13 protein-coding genes and 1 tRNA gene are annotated in these 15,636 nt (G+C 74.1%); 8 read left to right on the top strand and 6 right to left on the bottom strand.

The annotated features are described in order from the left end of the window. The first annotated feature begins 139 nt into the window (after positions 1–139). The 3 genes from ABZ836_RS11695 to ABZ836_RS11685 all read left to right on the top strand — a co-directional run bounded on the left by ABZ836_RS11695 (position 140) and on the right by ABZ836_RS11685 (position 4,117). Positions 140–1,270 carry an SDR family oxidoreductase gene (locus ABZ836_RS11695; RefSeq protein WP_356130419.1) on the top strand — a complete coding sequence of 377 codons (1,131 nt, stop codon included), beginning with the start codon at positions 140–142 and terminating at the stop codon, positions 1,268–1,270. Between the two features lie 800 nt (positions 1,271–2,070). Further along, complete coding sequence (locus ABZ836_RS11690) at positions 2,071–2,541, top strand: molybdenum cofactor biosynthesis protein MoaE (protein ID WP_356130421.1); 471 nt, start codon at positions 2,071–2,073, stop codon at positions 2,539–2,541. Between the two features lie 481 nt (positions 2,542–3,022). Further along, positions 3,023–4,117 (top strand): PDZ domain-containing protein, encoded by a 1,095-nt coding sequence (locus ABZ836_RS11685; RefSeq protein WP_356130423.1) that lies wholly within the window; start codon positions 3,023–3,025, stop codon positions 4,115–4,117. Positions 4,118–4,298: 181 nt separating this feature from the next. Here the strand turns inward: ABZ836_RS11685 and ABZ836_RS11680 are convergent, their stop codons facing one another. Continuing rightward, entirely contained in the window at positions 4,299–4,841 is a 543-nt protein-coding gene (locus ABZ836_RS11680; RefSeq protein ID WP_356130424.1) for a PPA1309 family protein, read from the bottom strand. 138 nt (positions 4,842–4,979) lie between these two features. Between ABZ836_RS11680 and ABZ836_RS11675 the strand changes: the two genes are divergently transcribed. The 3 genes from ABZ836_RS11675 to ABZ836_RS11665 all read left to right on the top strand — a co-directional run bounded on the left by ABZ836_RS11675 (position 4,980) and on the right by ABZ836_RS11665 (position 10,214). Beyond that, positions 4,980–7,874: a UPF0182 family protein gene (locus ABZ836_RS11675; protein ID WP_356130426.1), complete on the top strand. Its 2,895-nt coding sequence runs from the start codon at positions 4,980–4,982 to the stop codon at positions 7,872–7,874. A gap of 262 nt (positions 7,875–8,136) precedes the next feature. Then, entirely contained in the window at positions 8,137–10,068 is a 1,932-nt protein-coding gene (locus ABZ836_RS11670; RefSeq protein ID WP_361141442.1) for a tetratricopeptide repeat protein, read from the top strand. A gap of 72 nt (positions 10,069–10,140) precedes the next feature. Next, positions 10,141–10,214: transfer RNA gene (locus ABZ836_RS11665), tRNA-Met, on the top strand. Positions 10,215–10,367: 153 nt separating this feature from the next. Here ABZ836_RS11665 and ABZ836_RS11660 read toward each other — a convergent pair. From ABZ836_RS11660 to hisN, 3 genes are all read right to left on the bottom strand, one after another. Further along, positions 10,368–10,781, bottom strand: coding sequence for a Fur family transcriptional regulator (locus ABZ836_RS11660; protein WP_356130430.1), 414 nt, complete (start codon positions 10,779–10,781; stop codon positions 10,368–10,370). A 67-nt stretch (positions 10,782–10,848) separates the two neighbouring features. Continuing rightward, positions 10,849–11,232 (bottom strand): CBS domain-containing protein, encoded by a 384-nt coding sequence (locus ABZ836_RS11655; RefSeq protein ID WP_356130432.1) that lies wholly within the window; start codon positions 11,230–11,232, stop codon positions 10,849–10,851. Between the two features lie 217 nt (positions 11,233–11,449). Further along, on the bottom strand, positions 11,450–12,250 hold the full coding sequence (hisN, locus tag ABZ836_RS11650) for a histidinol-phosphatase (RefSeq protein ID WP_356130434.1): 801 nt from the start codon (positions 12,248–12,250) through the stop codon (positions 11,450–11,452). Positions 12,251–12,436: 186 nt separating this feature from the next. Here hisN and ABZ836_RS11645 point away from each other — a divergent pair, with 186 nt between their 5' ends. Beyond that, positions 12,437–13,021, top strand: coding sequence for a TetR/AcrR family transcriptional regulator (locus ABZ836_RS11645; protein WP_356130436.1), 585 nt, complete (start codon positions 12,437–12,439; stop codon positions 13,019–13,021). Positions 13,022–13,040: 19 nt separating this feature from the next. Here the strand turns inward: ABZ836_RS11645 and ABZ836_RS11640 are convergent, their stop codons facing one another. After that, entirely contained in the window at positions 13,041–13,667 is a 627-nt protein-coding gene (locus ABZ836_RS11640; protein WP_361141439.1) for an alpha/beta family hydrolase, read from the bottom strand. A gap of 127 nt (positions 13,668–13,794) precedes the next feature. Beyond that, a complete protein-coding gene (locus ABZ836_RS11635) occupies positions 13,795–14,649 on the bottom strand; it encodes an SOS response-associated peptidase (RefSeq protein WP_356130439.1) in 855 nt (284 codons plus the stop codon). A gap of 219 nt (positions 14,650–14,868) precedes the next feature. On the opposite strand from ABZ836_RS11635, the gene ABZ836_RS11630 reads away from it, so the two are divergent. Further along, a complete protein-coding gene (locus tag ABZ836_RS11630; protein ID WP_361141437.1) occupies positions 14,869–15,555 on the top strand; it encodes a M50 family metallopeptidase in 687 nt (228 codons plus the stop codon). Positions 15,556–15,636 lie beyond the last annotated feature (81 nt).

The following is a 15,636-nucleotide window of genomic DNA, read 5'->3' as shown; positions in this document are numbered from 1 at the left end:
CATCACCACCCAGCGTAGACACCCCGGCCCGATAGGGCCTTGATGCTCCGCCGACCATCGGCCTGCGGCAGGATGGATGCCACCTGGTTCGTACACGCGGCACGCGCGTTCCTCTCGAGACAACCGCTGGAGACGCCTGGTGAGTTCCCCAGATCCGCAGGTTCGCGCAGCGCGAAACGCCCCGGCCGACGCGTCGTCGGCCCGTCCCCCCGCCGGGCGGGGGCCCGTCGTGGCCGTCACCGGCGCCGCCTCCGGCGTCGGCGCGCTGCTGACCGAGCGGCTCGCCGCCTCCCCGGAGATCCGGGAGGTGGTGGCCCTCGACGAGCGGCGCGGCGACTGCGCCGCCGCCCGGTGGCAGGTCCTCGACATCCGGGACCCCGCGATCGCCGAGCGGCTGCGGGGCGTGGACGTGGTCGTCCACCTGGCGGTCGACCTCGACCTGGAGACGGACCCGGCCGCCCGCACCGCCTACAACGTCCGCGGCACCCAGACGGTGCTCACCGCCTCCGCGGCGGCCGGAGTGCGGCGGGTGGTGCTCTGCACCTCCGCCATGGTCTACGGCGCGCTGCCGGACAACGAGCTGCCGCTGGCCGAGGACGCCGAGCTGAGGGCCACCGCGGAGGCCACGGCCGTCGGCGACCTGCTGGAGATCGAACGGCTCGGGCGCCGCGCCCCACGCGCCCACCCGGGCCTCAACGTCACCGTGCTGCGGCCCGGCGTCCTGGTCGGAGGCGGCACCGACACGGCGCTGACCAGGTACTTCGAGTCGCCGCGGCTGCTGGTGGTGGCCGGATCGCGGCCCGCCTGGCAGTTCTGCCACGTCGACGACCTGTGCTCGGCGCTGGAGTACGCGGTGCTGGAGAAGGTCGAGGGCGAGGTGGCCGTCGGCTGCGACGGGTGGCTGGAGCAGGAGGAGGTCGAGGAGCTCAGCGGGATCCGCCGCATGGAGCTGCCGTCCGCGGTGGCGCTGGGCGCGGCGGCGCGGCTCCACCGGATCGGTCTCACGCCGTCCCCGGCGGGCGACCTCGCCTACACCATGTACCCGTGGGTGGTGAGCGGCAGCCGGCTGCACGACGCCGGGTGGCGGCCGCGGTGGAGCAACGAGGAGGTCCTCGCCGAACTGCTGGCCGAGGTGGCCGGGCGGCACACGGTGGCCGGGCGGCGGCTCGGCCGCAAGGACGCCACGGCGGCGGGTGCGGCGGGCGCGACGGTGGCCCTCCTGGGCACCGCCGCGGTCATCCGCCGAGCCCGCCGGGCCCGCCGCCGCTGACCCCCGCGGCCCCACCGCCCCGGGTGCGGCCCGGAGCCCCCGGGCCGCGCGGGCCGCGGTCGGCCCGCCCTGCCCGCCCCTCCGACATCCGTCGGGACCGCCCGACGGCCGGACCACCAGGGCACCCGCGACCGGTTCCCACTGGTCGATGCCGTCACCCTGCCGCGCCCGGTTTCCCACCCTGCCCGGTGTCCCGCTGTGGACGGTCCCCGACCGTGTCGGTGTCCCGCTGTGGACGGTTCTCGACCGTGCTGGCGTCCCGCCGTGGACGGTTCCCGACCGTGCCGGTGTCCCGCTGTGGACGGTTCCCGACCGTGCTGGCGTCCCGCCGTGGACGGTTCACCACCGCGCCCGGTGTCCCGCCGTGCACGGGCGGCCCGCCGTCCCGATCACACCGCCCAGCCCCCGTCGCCCCGCCCCCGGTCCGGCGGACGGCTCGCTCGGACGGCCACGGCTCAGGGCAGCGGCCGGCCGCGGGCGGCGGGACCGGACGCGGAGCCGGGGCCGACGGCACGCGGGTCGCTGCGACGCTCAGGGCGCGGTTCGCGCTAAGGACCACGTCGCCCGACCCGCCCCATGCGGTAGGCCTACCGCCGCTGACCCCGCTGCCCTACCGCCCAGCCGTCCGCGGACGGCCCACCGCGCCGGTCTCTTCCCGTGGTCACCACCCCGGTCGGCCCCGGGCGCTCCGCCCTCACGCTCCGCCCGGACGCACCGCCGCCCGCACCGCCCCGGCGACCTGCGCCGACGGGGCCGGGTCGGCCTTCCGGTGGCGGGGCGGGTGGGGCACGATGGCAGGCATGGCTGACTCCCACTCCTCCGACGTCCATCCGGGCGAGCGCGCCGCGCAGGACCCCGTCAAGCTGATCGCGATCCGTGACACGCCGCTGTCCCTGGACGAGGTGTTCCGGGCCGTCGGGGACGACGCGGCCGGCGGGACCGCGCTGTTCGTCGGAACCGTCCGCAACCACGACGGGGGATCCGACGTGGACGCGCTGGGGTACTCCGCCCACCCCTCCGCCGAGACGGAGCTACGGCGCGTGGCCGAGAAGGTGGTCGCCGACTTCCCCGTCCGGGCGCTCGCGGCCGTCCACCGGGTGGGCGACCTCGCGGTGGGTGACCTCGCCGTGGTGGTGGCGGTGTCCTGCCCGCACCGGGCGGAGGCCTTCGAGGCGTGCCGTCGGCTGATCGACGACCTCAAGCACGAGGTGCCGATCTGGAAGCACCAGCGGTTCGGCGACGGCACCGAGGAGTGGGTCGGCGCCTGCTGACGCCCGTCGCGCCGGGGCCCGCCGCCCTGTCCGCCGGGCCGGCCCCGCCGCCGTGCCCGGCGCGGAAACACCGCCCCGGCGCGGAAAACCCGCCCCGCCTCCGGTTGCGTAACCGGGGGGCGGATATGAGCGTTGTCACAGTAGAAGGTTAATCTGCTGATCAGTCAGTTGCAGTCGCTCATTCGGGTTGGGAGGTCGGCATGGCGGCTCTCGCCTGGTTGCTGATTCCGCTTGTGGCTGCGATCGGCGCGAGTCTCTGGGGCACCTGGGCCCTGAGGACGCGCAGGACCCGGGGGGACGGACCGGAACTCGTCGGATACGCACGTTTCCGCGAGGCGATGGAGAGGTCCACCACCTCGGTCTCCAGCTCCTGAGACACGCCCCGTCCGGCACAAGCGGCGGAGTACCGGGGCGCCACCGGGGAGGCCCGTACGGACGGCCCCGGCGGTGCTCCGGCAGGCCGGTCCCGTACTGTCGTTCCATGCCACGCCGCACTGCGACGATGCTCGCCTCGACCCTGATGCTGATCGTGCTCCTGTGCGCGGGCCTGGCGGTCCCGACCGAGTACTCCGAGATGACGCCGGGCCCGACGGTGAACACCCTCGGCAAGCACGACGGCGAGCCCGTGCTGCAGATCTCCGGCCGCCGCACCTACCCGGCGGACGGCCACCTCAACATGACGACCGTCCGGGTGACCAGCCCGGACTACCGGCTGAACCTGGTCTCGGCGATGTACGGCTGGCTGGCCCACGACAACAAGGTCGTGCCGCACGAGACGCTCTTCCCGGAGGGACAGACCGAGGAGGAGTCGAGCCAGGAGAACGCCGAGGAGTTCAGCCAGTCGCAGGAGAGCGCCAAGGTCGCCGCCCTGCGCGCGCTGGACATCCCGGTCGAGTCCTGGGTCGTGGTCTCCACGGTGGTCAAGGACACCCCGGCCGAAGGGGTGCTGCACGCCGGCGACGTGATCAAGTCCGTCGACGGAACCCCCGTGGAGGAGCCCGGCGACGTCTCGAAGCTGGTCACCCGCCACCGACCCGGCGAGAAGGTCGTCTTCACCGTCGTACCGGCCAAGGAGCAGGCCGCGGCCGAACGCGAGGGCCGCGAGGCCACCCGCACGCGGGAGCTCACCATCACCACGGCGAAGTCCGAGGACGGCGGCAAGCCGCGCGCCATCGTCGGCATCGCGGCCGGGACCGACCACACCTTCCCGTTCCACATCGACATCAAGCTCGCCGACGTCGGCGGTCCCAGCGCCGGTCTGATGTTCGCGCTCGGCATCTACGACAAGCTCACGCCCGGCAGCCTCACCGGCGGCGCCTTCGTGGCCGGCACCGGCACCATCGACGACGCGGGCGAGGTCGGGCCCATCGGCGGCATCAGCATGAAGACGCTGGGCGCGCACTCCAAGGGCGCCAAGTACTTCCTGACGCCCGAGAAGAACTGCGCCACCGCCGCCGAGGACGTCCCCGACGGCCTCACCCTGGTCCGGATCGGCGACCTGGACGACGCCCTCGGCGCCCTGGAGGACATCCGCGAGGGCCGCACCGGCGAGCTCCCGCGCTGCGCCGCCGACTGATCCACCGCCGGTCCGCCGCCCGGTCCGCCGCCCGGTCCGCCTACGCAGGGGGAACCGGAACCCGCCGGGCCCCGCTGCGCCGGAGGGGTGAACCGTCGGCGCCGGGAGGCCGCCGCCCGTCGGCCGCGAGGCGGCGCCTCAGCCGCGGCGCGCCCTCCGGCCGCCGGGCGCCCGGCGCCCCTCAGTCCTCGAAGGTCGCGGCGAGCGCCTCGGCCAGCCCGGGCACCAGGCCGGAACCGGTGAGCACCTCGGTGGCGGAGTCCTTCTCCCGCAGCCGCAGCGCGGACTCGCGGGAACCGTCGCGCAGCACGCCCACCGTCATCCGGACCTCCTGGCGCTGCGGGTGGTCGGCCACCCAGCGGGCCAGCCCGGCGTCGTCGAGGCCGATGGGCACCTCGGCCTCCGCGGTCGGCGGGAGCATCAGGCGCTCCACGGTGAGGGCGCAGCCCGCGACGGCGTCCGGCCAGGCGATGGTGGCGAGGAACTCGTCCAGCGGCTGCGAGGCCGGGATCTCGTCCTGCTCGACGGGGGTGAGCGCGGCCTGCTCCGGCTCCTCCGGGAGACCGAGCTGGTCGGCGAGGGCCGGCTCCTGGGAGCGCAGCGCGGAGGTGTCGACGAGGGCGAAGAGCCGGGCGGGCTGGTCCCAGCCGAGGGTGGAGGCGTACTCGTCGATCTCGAGCACGGCCCGGGTGAGCGGGTTGGCCGCCATGGGGGTGTTGGACATGGTCACAATCCTGCCTGGTATCCACCCGTAATCGGGAACTGGGTAAAGCCTCGGTAAGTTGCATACGTGGGGATCCATGATGAACGGGTCCCTCCCGCCGGGCCCGCGGAGGATCCGGCGGATCAACACTGACTTGAGGTGCGCACCTTGGCTTTCCAGATGCCGGACCGCGGCGGAGGCCCTACAGGGCCGCGGATGAGAGTGGGCCGCCCGTCCCGGCGGTCACGGACCCTGCTCATGACGCTGGGCGTCCTTGCCGTCCTCGGCATGGCGTTCACCATGTTCGCAGGGTTCTGGACCGACTGGCTCTGGTACCGCTCGGTGGACTACTCGTCGGTCTTCACGACCACCCTCACCACGAAGATCGGGCTGTTCTTCGTCTTCGGCCTGCTGATGGCCGCCGCCGTGGGCGTCAACATCTGGCTGGCGCACCGGCTGCGTCCGCCGCTGAGCGCCATGTCGGTCGAGCAGCAGAACCTCGACCGGTACCGGATGGGCATCGCCCCGTACAAGAAGTGGGTCCTGCTCGCGATCACGGCCCTGGTGGGCCTGGTCGCGGGCGCGTCGGCCGGCAGCCAGTGGCGCACCTGGCTCACCTGGATCAACGGCGTGGACTTCGGCCGCAAGGACCCCCAGTTCGGTCTGGACGTCGCCTTCTACGCCTTCGACCTGCCCTGGTACCGGTTCCTGCTGGGCTTCGGCTTCGCCGCCGTGATCCTCTCGCTGATCGCGGCCGCCGTCACCCACTACCTGTACGGCGGTCTGCGCCTCAGCTCGCCGGGCGCCAAGGCCACCGGCGCGGCGACCGGGCACCTGTCGGTGCTCTTCGGCCTGTTCGTGGCCCTCAAGGCGGTCGCCTACTGGCTGGACCGGTACGGCCTGGCCGTGAAGTCCAGCGACTTCAAGGCCACCGACAACTGGACCGGTCTGCGGTACGTCGACGCCAACGCCTACCTGCCGGCCAAGACGATCCTCTTCTGCATCGCCGTCATCTGCGCCGTGCTGTTCTTCGCCACGCTGTGGCGGCGCACCTGGCAGCTGCCGGTCATCGGCTTCGGCCTGATGGTCCTGTCCGCGCTGCTGATCGGCGGCCTGTACCCGGCCATCGTGCAGAAGTTCCAGGTCCAGCCGAACGAGCAGGCCAAGGAGGCGCCGTACGTCGCGAAGAACATCGACGCGACGCGCTACGCCTACGACATCGACGACACCAAGGTCACCGGGTACTCCGGCCGCGGCGCCGACCCGGAGAAGAAGCCGGAGCTGCGGAGCGAGGCCGACGCGGCCGCCAGCATCCGCCTGCTCGACCCGAACATCGTCTCGCCGACGTTCCAGCAGCGGCAGCAGATCCGCAGCTACTACGGCTTCCCGGAGAACCTCGACGTCGACCGGTACACGGTCGACGGCCAGACCCAGGACACCGTGATCGGTCTGCGTGAGCTCGACCTGAACGGCGTGCCCAAGCGGAACTGGATCAACGACCACTTCCGCTACACCCACGGCTACGGCGTGGTCGCGGCCAAGGGCACCGAGGCCGACGGCGAGGGCCTGCCGGTCTTCACCGAGTCGGACCTGCCGTCCAAGGGCCAGCTCGGCTCCTACCAGCAGGCCGTCTACTACGGCGAGAAGACCACCCAGTATTCGATCGTCGGCGGTCCGCAGGAGGAGATCGACTACTCCAAGGACGGCCAGGAGGTCGGCACCCGGTACAAGGGCGACAGCGGCGTCAGCCTGGCGAACCCGCTCAACCGGGCCGCGTACGCGGTGGCCTTCAGCGAGCCGCAGATCCTCTACTCGGGCGCCATCGGCGAGGGCTCCAAGGTCCTCTACAACCGCACGCCCAAGGAGCGGGTCGAGGCGGTCGCCCCGTGGCTGACCATCGACGGCGACCCGTACCCGGCGGTGATCGGCGGCAAGATCCAGTGGATCGTCGACGCCTACACCACCTCCAACGGCTACCCGTACGCCTCGCGCACCACCCTCGGCGACACCACCTCCGACTCGCTGACCACCGACCAGCGGGCGGTGATCGCCCAGCAGGACCGGGTGAACTACATCCGCAACTCGGTCAAGGCGACGGTCGACGCCTACACGGGTGACGTCAAGCTCTACGAGTGGGACACCAAGGACCCCGTCCTGAAGACCTGGATGAAGGCCTTCCCCGACACCGTCGAGCCGCGTACGGCCATCTCCGACGAGCTGATGGCCCACCTGCGCTACCCGCAGGACCTCTTCAAGGTCCAGCGCGAGCTGCTGACCCGCTACCACGTCTCCTCCGACGACGCCCAGACGTTCCTAAGCGGCAGCGAGGTCTGGCAGGTGCCGGACGACCCGACCACCCGGGCCGGCGAGGCGGTGCCGCCGTACTACCTCTCCATGAAGATGCCGGACCAGCAGAAGCAGGCCTTCTCGCTGACCACGACGTTCACGCCCAACGGCCGCGACAACCTGAGCGCCTTCATGGCGGTCAACGCCGAGGCGGGCACGGACGACTACGGCAGCATCCGCATCCTCAAACTGCCGACCAGCACCACCGTCCAGGGCCCCAAGCAGGTCCAGTCGATGTTCAACTCCGAACAGGACATCGCCGAGACGATCCGGCTGCTGCGCGGTGGCGACTCCGAGGTCGAGTACGGCAACCTGCTGACGGTGCCGCTGGACGAGGGCCTGCTCTACGTCGAGCCTGTCTACGTCCGCGGTGGCGGCCTCAAGTACCCGCTGCTGCGCAAGGTGCTGGTGAGCTACAACGGCCAGACCGCCTTCGAGGACACCCTGGGGCAGGCCCTGGACAAGGTGTTCGGCGCGGCCGGCGAGGCCCAGCCGCCCGAGGAGGAGACCCCGCCCGGTGAGGACACCCCGCCGGACACGGGCGACACCACGCTCGACCAGGCCCTGAAGGACGTCCAGGAAGCCTTCGACGCGGGCCAGGAGGCCTTCAAGAAGGGTGACTGGGAGGCCTACGGACGGGCACAGGAAGATCTCGAGGAGGCGCTGAGGCGCGCCGAGGAGGCCCGGGCCCCCTCGGCCGATGGCTGACCCTTCCGGTCGGCAGCTGACCTAAGCGCCATTACCGGATCTTCGGATTCGGCGCAAGGCCCGGGTCCCTCGTTCGGGGGAACCGGGCCTTGTCCGTTCCGGACTTCGGTGCAGGCCGGGAGGGGTCAACACCCCTTGCGGCAGTTGGGCAGTTGGGGTGCCCGGGTTTTACTTGTCTCTCTGTGGGCATGTCGACAAAACGCTGAAGTGACCTCCAAGGCTGCGGTATACCAGGTGTACCCGGGGTTCGGGTGGTGCGACGATGGACGTTATGGGGGACAAGGGAACTCTGTTGGACACAGGGCGATTTGCACCGTCCGTCGATCCGGACGGGCTCGCCGGGGCCGATGAGGCCGCCGGCGTCGAGGGAGCCGGGCAGGCCACCGGCTTCGTCGGCGACCCTGTGGACGAGGCGGGCCACCGGATCGCCGCGGAGGCCGGCGACATCGAGGCGATGAGCGTGCTCGGCGCCATGCTGCTGCGCCGCGGCGACCTGGACGGGGCCGAGGGGCCGCTGCGCGTCGCCACCGCGGCCGGCGACCGGGCCGCCGCCAACAACCTGGGGGTCCTCCTCCACCAGCGCGGCTACGCCGACGAGGCGGCCGGCTGGTGGCGCATCGCCGCCGTGGCCGGCTCCGCCGCCGCCGCGCACGCCCTCGGACGCCACCTGCGCGAGCGCGGGGACGAGCCCGGCGCCGAGTACTGGCTGCGCCAGGCGGCCGAGGAGGGCCACGTGCTGGGCGCCTACGCCCTGGCCGACCTGCTCGAGCACCGGGGCGCGACCGCCGAGGCCGAGACCTGGCTGCGGACCGCCGCCGACCGCGGCCACCGCGAGGCCGCCTACCGCCTCGCCCTGGCCCTCGAGCGCCGCACCGCCGAGGCGTCCCCCGCCGACGCCTCCACCGCCCTCGCCGGCGCCCCCGAGGGCCGGGCCGGGCGCGGAGCGCGCCCCGCCGGCCGCGGGGCCGGCGGGCGGACCGGCGCAGCCTCCCGTGAGGCCGAGCAGTGGTACCGGCAGGCCGCCGCCCGCGGCCACCACCAGGCCGCGCTGCGCCTCGGCGAGATTCTGGAGCGCCGCGGCGACCTCAAGGAGGCCGGCCGCTGGTACCTGACCTCCGCCAAGGGCGGCGAGGCCCGCGCCGCTTTCGCGCTGGGCCACCTGCTCCGTGACGCCGGGGACGCCGAGAACGCCGCCTCCTGGTGGCTCAAGGCCGCCCGGGACGGTGACGGCGCCGCCGCCAACGCCCTGGGCGCCCTGCACGCCGAGCGCGGCGAGACCCAGACCGCCGCGCGCTGGTACCGCGCCGCGCTCGACGCCGGCGACGTCAACGGCGCCTACAACCTGGGCCTGCTCTGCGCCGGACAGGGCCGCACGGCGCAGGCCGAGCAGTGGTACCGCCGTGCCGCCTACGCCGGGCACCGGGAGGCGTCCAACGCGCTGGCCGTCCTGCTGCTGGGCAACGGCGACCCGGCGGGCGCGGAGCCGTGGTTCTCCAAGGCGGCCGAGGCGGGCAGCGTGGAGGCCGCCTGCAACCTCGGCATCCTGCACAGCAACCGGGGCGAGGAGAAGGAGGCGCTGCGCTGGTTCGAGCGCGCCGCCGCGGCCGGGCACCCGGACGCGGCGCTGCAGGTCGGCGTGGCCCTGCTGCGCGACGGCGAGGAGCAGGAGGCCGAGCGGTACCTGCGCTGCGCGGCCGGGGCCGGCAGCGCCGAGGCGGCCTACCGGCTGGCCATGGTGCTCGACCGCCGCCGTCCGCCGGCGCCCGCGCACGAGCTGGGCCCGTGCGCGCACCGGAAGACCGAGTGTGAGGAGTGGTACGAGCGGGCCGCCGGGCAGGGACACCGCAAGGCGCAGGTCAGGGCCGGCATGCTGGCCGCCGCGCGGGGCGACATGGAGGAGGCCGCCCGCTGGTACCGGGAGGCCGCCCAGGCCGGTTCGGAGAGCGGCGCGTTCAACCTCGGTCTGCTGCTGGCCCGCGAGGGCAGCGAGGCGGAGGCCGTGCTCTGGTGGAAGCGGGCCGCGGCCGCCGGGCACGGAGGGGCGGCGCTGCGCCTGGCGCTCGCCCACGCCCGTCGCGGCGAGCTGTCGGAAGGCCAGCGCTGGGCCGAGCGGGCCACCGCGCTGGGCCCGGACAAGGTCCGCGAGCGCGCGTCCCGGCTCGGCGCCGTGCTGCGGGAGGAACTCTCCGCCTGACGGCTCCTCCGCCGGGGCCTCCGGATCGGATTTGCGCGCCACGCCCACGTCGCGTAGTGTTCAACGAGTCGACGCGGGGTGGAGCAGCTCGGTAGCTCGCTGGGCTCATAACCCAGAGGTCGCAGGTTCAAATCCTGTCCCCGCTACTGAACCCGAAGGGGTCGGACCGGTTCGCCGGTCCGACCCCTTCGGCGTTGTCCCGCCACGCCACGCGCCGCCGCGGGGGGCGCCCGGTGGGGGCGGAGGGCCCCCGGTGGCGGGCTGGGGTGACGTCGACGGGTCCGGCGGTGCGGGAGGCGTCAGGCGGTGCACTCCGGGCACAGGCCGCGGTAGGTGACCTCGACGTCGGAGACGGTGAACCCGAAGCGCTCGGCGGCCGGCAGGTCGGCCAGCGGGTCCCCGGTCGGGTGGACGTCCTTGATGGCGCCGCAGCCCGCGCACACCAGGTGGTGGTGGGGCCGGTGGGCGTTCGGGTCGTAGCGCTTGGCGCGCTTGTCCGTCGTCACCTCGACGACCTCGCCGAGGGAGACCATTTCGCCCAGCGTGTTGTAGACGGTCGCCCGGGAGATCTCCGGCAGCTTCGCCGCGGCACGGGCGTGGACCTCGTCGGCCGTCAGGTGGACGTGCTCGCCTTCGAGCACCTCGGCCACCACGCGCCGCTGTGCGGTCATGCGCCAGCCGCGTCCGCGCAGGCGTTCCAACAGGTCGCTCATGCTGCTCAGCCTAACAGCGGCGCGGGAGCCTGTCTCGAATTGGACACGGTCTAAGTTCGCCCCGAGGTCATCCGGCATCGCGCCGGGAGAGGCATCGCAGCACGTCACGGACCGACACGATGCCCGCCGGCTCACCGCGGTCCAGGACCACGAGGTGCCGGAAACCGCCGTGCGCCATGGCCCGGACGGCGTCCTGGATGCTCCAGGACGGATCGGCGAGGACCACGTCGGCGGTGAGGTGGGCGTGGGCCCGCTCGACGTCCGGGTCCTGCCCCAGGCCGAGGGAGTTGAGTATGTCCCGTTCGGTGAGGATGCCCGGATGGGCCGCCTCCGGGTCGAGCACCAGCGCCGCCCCGACGCGGCGGGACGACATCAGGACGGCGGCCTGGCGCAGGGTGTGGGCGGGGCCCACGGTGAGCAGCGCCTTGGTCATCGCGTCGCGGACGAGCATCGGCCGGAGTCGCCTCCTCCTGTGGAGCGCCGAACGGCTGAGGCGCCGTGGAGCGCCCGCGCAGCAGGGCTTCACCGTCGCGCACAACCGGGGACGTCGTCAGCGTCGCAGCCGGGCGGGAGGCCGACAAGACGTCGCCCCGGGGCGCGCGGGGCGTCCCGGGGCGTCGGGGGCGTGCGGAGGCGTCGAGGGGGCGTCGAGGGGGAGTCGGGCCGGCTCAGTACCGCTGGTTGAGGTGGCCGAGCAGCTCGTCGTGGAGCAGGCCGTTGGAGGCGGCCGCGTTGCCGCTGTGCGGGCCGGGGCGGCCGTCGAGGCCGGTGAAGACCCCGCCAGCCTCGGTGACGATCACGGCGGTGGCCGCCATGTCCCACAGCGAGAGCTCCGGCTCCGCGCAGATGTCCACGGACCCCTCGGCCACCATCATGTACGGCCAGAAGTCGCCGTAGGCGCGGGTCCGCCACACCTCGCGGGTCAGGTCCAGGAAGCCGTCGAGGCGGCCCTGCTCCTCCCAGCCGGTCAGCGAGGAGTAGGCGAACGAGGCGTCCTCCATCCGCGACACCTGGGACACCGCCAGCCGCGAGGCCGAGGACAGGCTGCGGCCGGTGTACGCGCCGTGGCCCTTCGCCGCCCACCAGCGGCGGCCCAGCGCGGGCGCGGAGACCACGCCGACGACGGGCTGGTAGCCGCCCTCGCCGGCCTCCATCAGCGCGATCAGCGTGGCCCAGACCGGCACGCCGCGCACGTAGTTCTTCGTGCCGTCGATCGGGTCGATCACCCAGCGGCGGGGGCCGGTGCCCTCCACGCCGTACTCCTCGCCGAGGATCGCGTCCCGCGGCCGGGCGCGCTGGAGCTGGCCGCGGATCAGTTCCTCGGCCGCCTTGTCGGCCTCGCTCACCGGCGTCATGTCCGGCTTGGTCTCGACCTTCAGGTCGAGCGCCTTGAAGCGGGCCGTCGTCGCGGCGTCGGCGGTGTCCGCCAGCACGTGGGCGAATCGCAGGTCATCGAGGTAGTCGGCCATGGCGGAAACCGTATCGGCCGGGCGCGCGGCGGGGCCACACGGGGCGGAGGGCGGTTGACGCGAGGGCCGGAAGGCCCCGCCCCCGGGGACGCCGGGGGCCTTGACAGTGACCTGGCTCACGTCAAGTCTGGGCGCAGACCCGGGACCGGCGGGGCGAGCCGCGGGGCGGGCCGGGGGGAGGCGACGATGCGCACGGCACGCGACACGCTGCTGGAGGCCGCCGAGAGGGCGCTGGACGGACAGCCCTGGGCGGTGGTGCGGATGGTCGACGTGGCCGCCGCGGCCGGGGTCTCGCGGCAGACCCTCTACAACGAGTTCGGGAGCAAGGAGGGCCTCGCCCGCGCGCTGGTGCGGCGGGCGGCCGACGCCTACCTGGCCGGGCTGGACCGCGCGCTGGCCTCGCACACCGATCCGCGGGAACGGCTCGCCGCGGTGGCGGAGTGGACGGCGCGGGCGGGGCGGGCGAGCGTGATCGCGCGGGCGCTGCTCACCGGGTGCTGGGGCGAAGGGCTGCCGGCGCCGGTGCTCACGGCGGTGCCGTCCTCGTCGGCGGTGCCGGCCCAGCGGCGCGCGGACGGGGCGCTGCCGTCCCCGTCGGAACTGGTCGCCCTCGCACGGGACCGGGCGGTGGCGGCGCTGGGCGCGGTGCCGGGCGCCGCGCGGGCCTGCGAGCTCGCCGTCCGCCTGGGCCTGTCCTGCCTCCTCGCGCCCCCGCCCCCGGGCACCACCCCCACCGACCTCCTCCGCACCGCCCTCCCCCGCAGGCCCTAGGACCGCCGCCGTCCGGCCGTCAGAGGAGGGTGGCGGTCCAGGCCGTGACGGCGGCGGTGACCAGGTCGAGGGCGTCGGACCGGGTGAGGGGGGCGCGTTCGGGGACGGCGAGGCCGTGGTCGGCGTGCGGCACGACCGCGGCGGGACGGAGCTCGGCGGGGAACTCCTCGGGCCGGCCGAACGGGTCGTTCGCGCCCTGGACGACGAGGAGCGGCACGGTGACCGACGCGAGCTCCTCGACCCGGGACCGTTCCGGCCGCCCCGGCGGGTGCAGCGGGAAGCTGAGCGCCAGCACGGCCGCGGCGCCGAGCTCACCCGCCGTGCGGCACGCGACCCGCGCCCCCGCGCTCCGGCCCCCGGAGATCACCGGAAGGCCCTGCCGGGACACCGTCGGCCAGATGCCCCGCCACCCCGCGTCCAGCGTCTTCGGCGCCGGCGCCACCTTCCTGCCCGCGACCCGCCACGGCTGCTCCACCAGCGCGACCGTCACGCCGTGCCGCGGCAGCGCCTCCGCCAGCGCCTGGAGGTCGCCCGCCTCCACACCACCCCCGGCGCCGTGGCTCACCGCCAGCACCATCCGGGCGTCACGCGCCCGCCGCCAGGTGATCCGGGCCTGGCCGGCCTCGGTGGCGACCAGTTCGGTCACCGCACCTGGCCCCGCGGCGGCACCGGACGGCCCGGAACCCGCGGAACCGGCGGGGCCGGCGGAACCGGCAGGGCTCGCGGAACCGGCGGGGCCCGCCGAACTCGCTGAACTCTCGGAATGCGTCACGTCAGAAGAGTGTGCCCTCCTCCGGTCCCGCCAGCTCCTTCAGCAGCTCCGGCCCGTTGTTGCGGACGTTGCTGACCGCGGTGGAGACCGGGTAGGCCCGCATCAGCCCGCCCGGCGGCGGGGCGAGCAGCGCCCGCAGGTCCTCCGGGTCCTCACGGCGCGGGTCGAGCCAGGCGTCCCAGCGGTCGGGGGTGAGCATCAGCGGCATCCGCGGATGGATGTCGGCCAGCGCCCGCGGCCCCTCGGCGGGGGCGACCCCGAGCGGCGCGGTCTCCGCCTCGGTGGTGATCACCGAGCAGGTGGCCCACCAGGCCTGCGGATGGTCGTCCGGCAGCGTGCGGTCGCGCCAGAACTCGTAGAGCCCGGCCATCGCGAAGACCGAGCCGTCGGCCGGGGTGACGAAGTACGGCTGCTTGCGCGCCCGTTTGCGCCGCCCCTCGACCTCCAGGTCCCGCTCCTCCTTGCCGGTGACCCACTCGTAGTAGCCGTCGGCGGGCAGGAGGCAGCGGCGCGAGGCGAACGCCCGGCGGTAGCTGGGCTTCTCGTGCACGGTCTCGGCACGGGCGTTGATCATGCGGGCCGCGCCCTCGGGGGACTTCGCCCAGGCCGGCACCAGCCCCCACTTCAGGCGGCGCAGCTGCCGCACCGGCCGGGGGTCGCCGGAGCCCTTCAACGGGCGGTCCAGGACGACGAACACCTCCTTGGTGGGGGCGATGTTGTAGTCCGGCGCGAAGGACTCCTCGGGCACGCCCCCGGAGGTTCCGGAACCCGGCGGCGCGGGAAGGAGACCGGCCTCTATGCCGAAGATGTCCGCGAGGTCCTCCGGAGCCCGCGTGGATGCATACCGTCCGCACATACGTGCCACACTGCCAGGCCGGGCCCCCGCCGGACCACCTGCCCCGGCATCCGGCACGCCCGGAGCCCGGCGGGTCCCAAGGCCGGCCGGCCCCGGCGCCTGCCGGCCCGGACAGGCCAAGCCCCGGAACACCGGCGTCCACCGGCGTCCACCGGTCGGCGCCGCCGAAACACCGCGAACGAAACACCGCGAACGAAGCACCGCGAAGGAGACCGCGCGATGGACCAGGTCCTCGGCCGCCAGCCCGACCCCGACCTGTGGGTGGTGGTCGCCACCGCCGTGGCCGCCCTGGCCGTGGTGGCGCCGAACGCGGTCTGGCGCCTGGCCCGCAACGCCGTGACCATCGCGCACGAGGGCGGCCACGCCCTGGTGGCGCTGCTGACCGGCCGCACCCTCACCGGGATAAGGCTGCACTCCGACACCAGCGGCCTCACCGTCAGCCGGGGCAAGCCCCGGGGCGTCGGCATGGTGCTGACCGCCCTGGCCGGCTACACCGCCCCGCCGCTGCTCGGCCTCGGCGGCGCGGCGCTGCTCTCCGAGGGCCGGATCACCCTCCTGCTGTGGCTGGCCACGGCGCTGCTGCTGGCCATGCTGGTGATGATCCGCAACGTCTACGGGGTGATCACCGTGCTGCTCACCGGCGCGCTGTTCCTCCTGGTGTCCTGGCGGACCGGCCCGCAGGTGCAGGCGGCGTTCGCCTACGCGGTGGTGTGGTTCCTCCTGCTGGGCGGCGTCCGTCCGGGTTTCGAGCTCCAGCGGGAGCGGCGGCGCAACCCCACCGGCGCGTCCGACGCGGACCAGCTCTCCTCGCTCACCGGCACGCCCCCCGCGCTCTGGCTCTTCCTGTTCCACGTGGTGTCGCTGTGCTCGCTGATGGGCGGCGCGCGCTGGCTGCTCGACCTCTGACCGACGGCGTCTCGCACTGTGGGCGTCCGCGGCGCGGAAATGCCGCTACCACGGACCTGTTTCGGCGGTATTTCCACGATT

This window comes from Streptomyces sp. NPDC047130 (assembly GCF_040643475.1).
Classification (GTDB): domain Bacteria; phylum Actinomycetota; class Actinomycetes; order Streptomycetales; family Streptomycetaceae; genus Streptomyces.
Note: the sequence above shows the minus strand (reverse complement) of the source record. Positions and strands in the feature narration are given on the sequence as shown.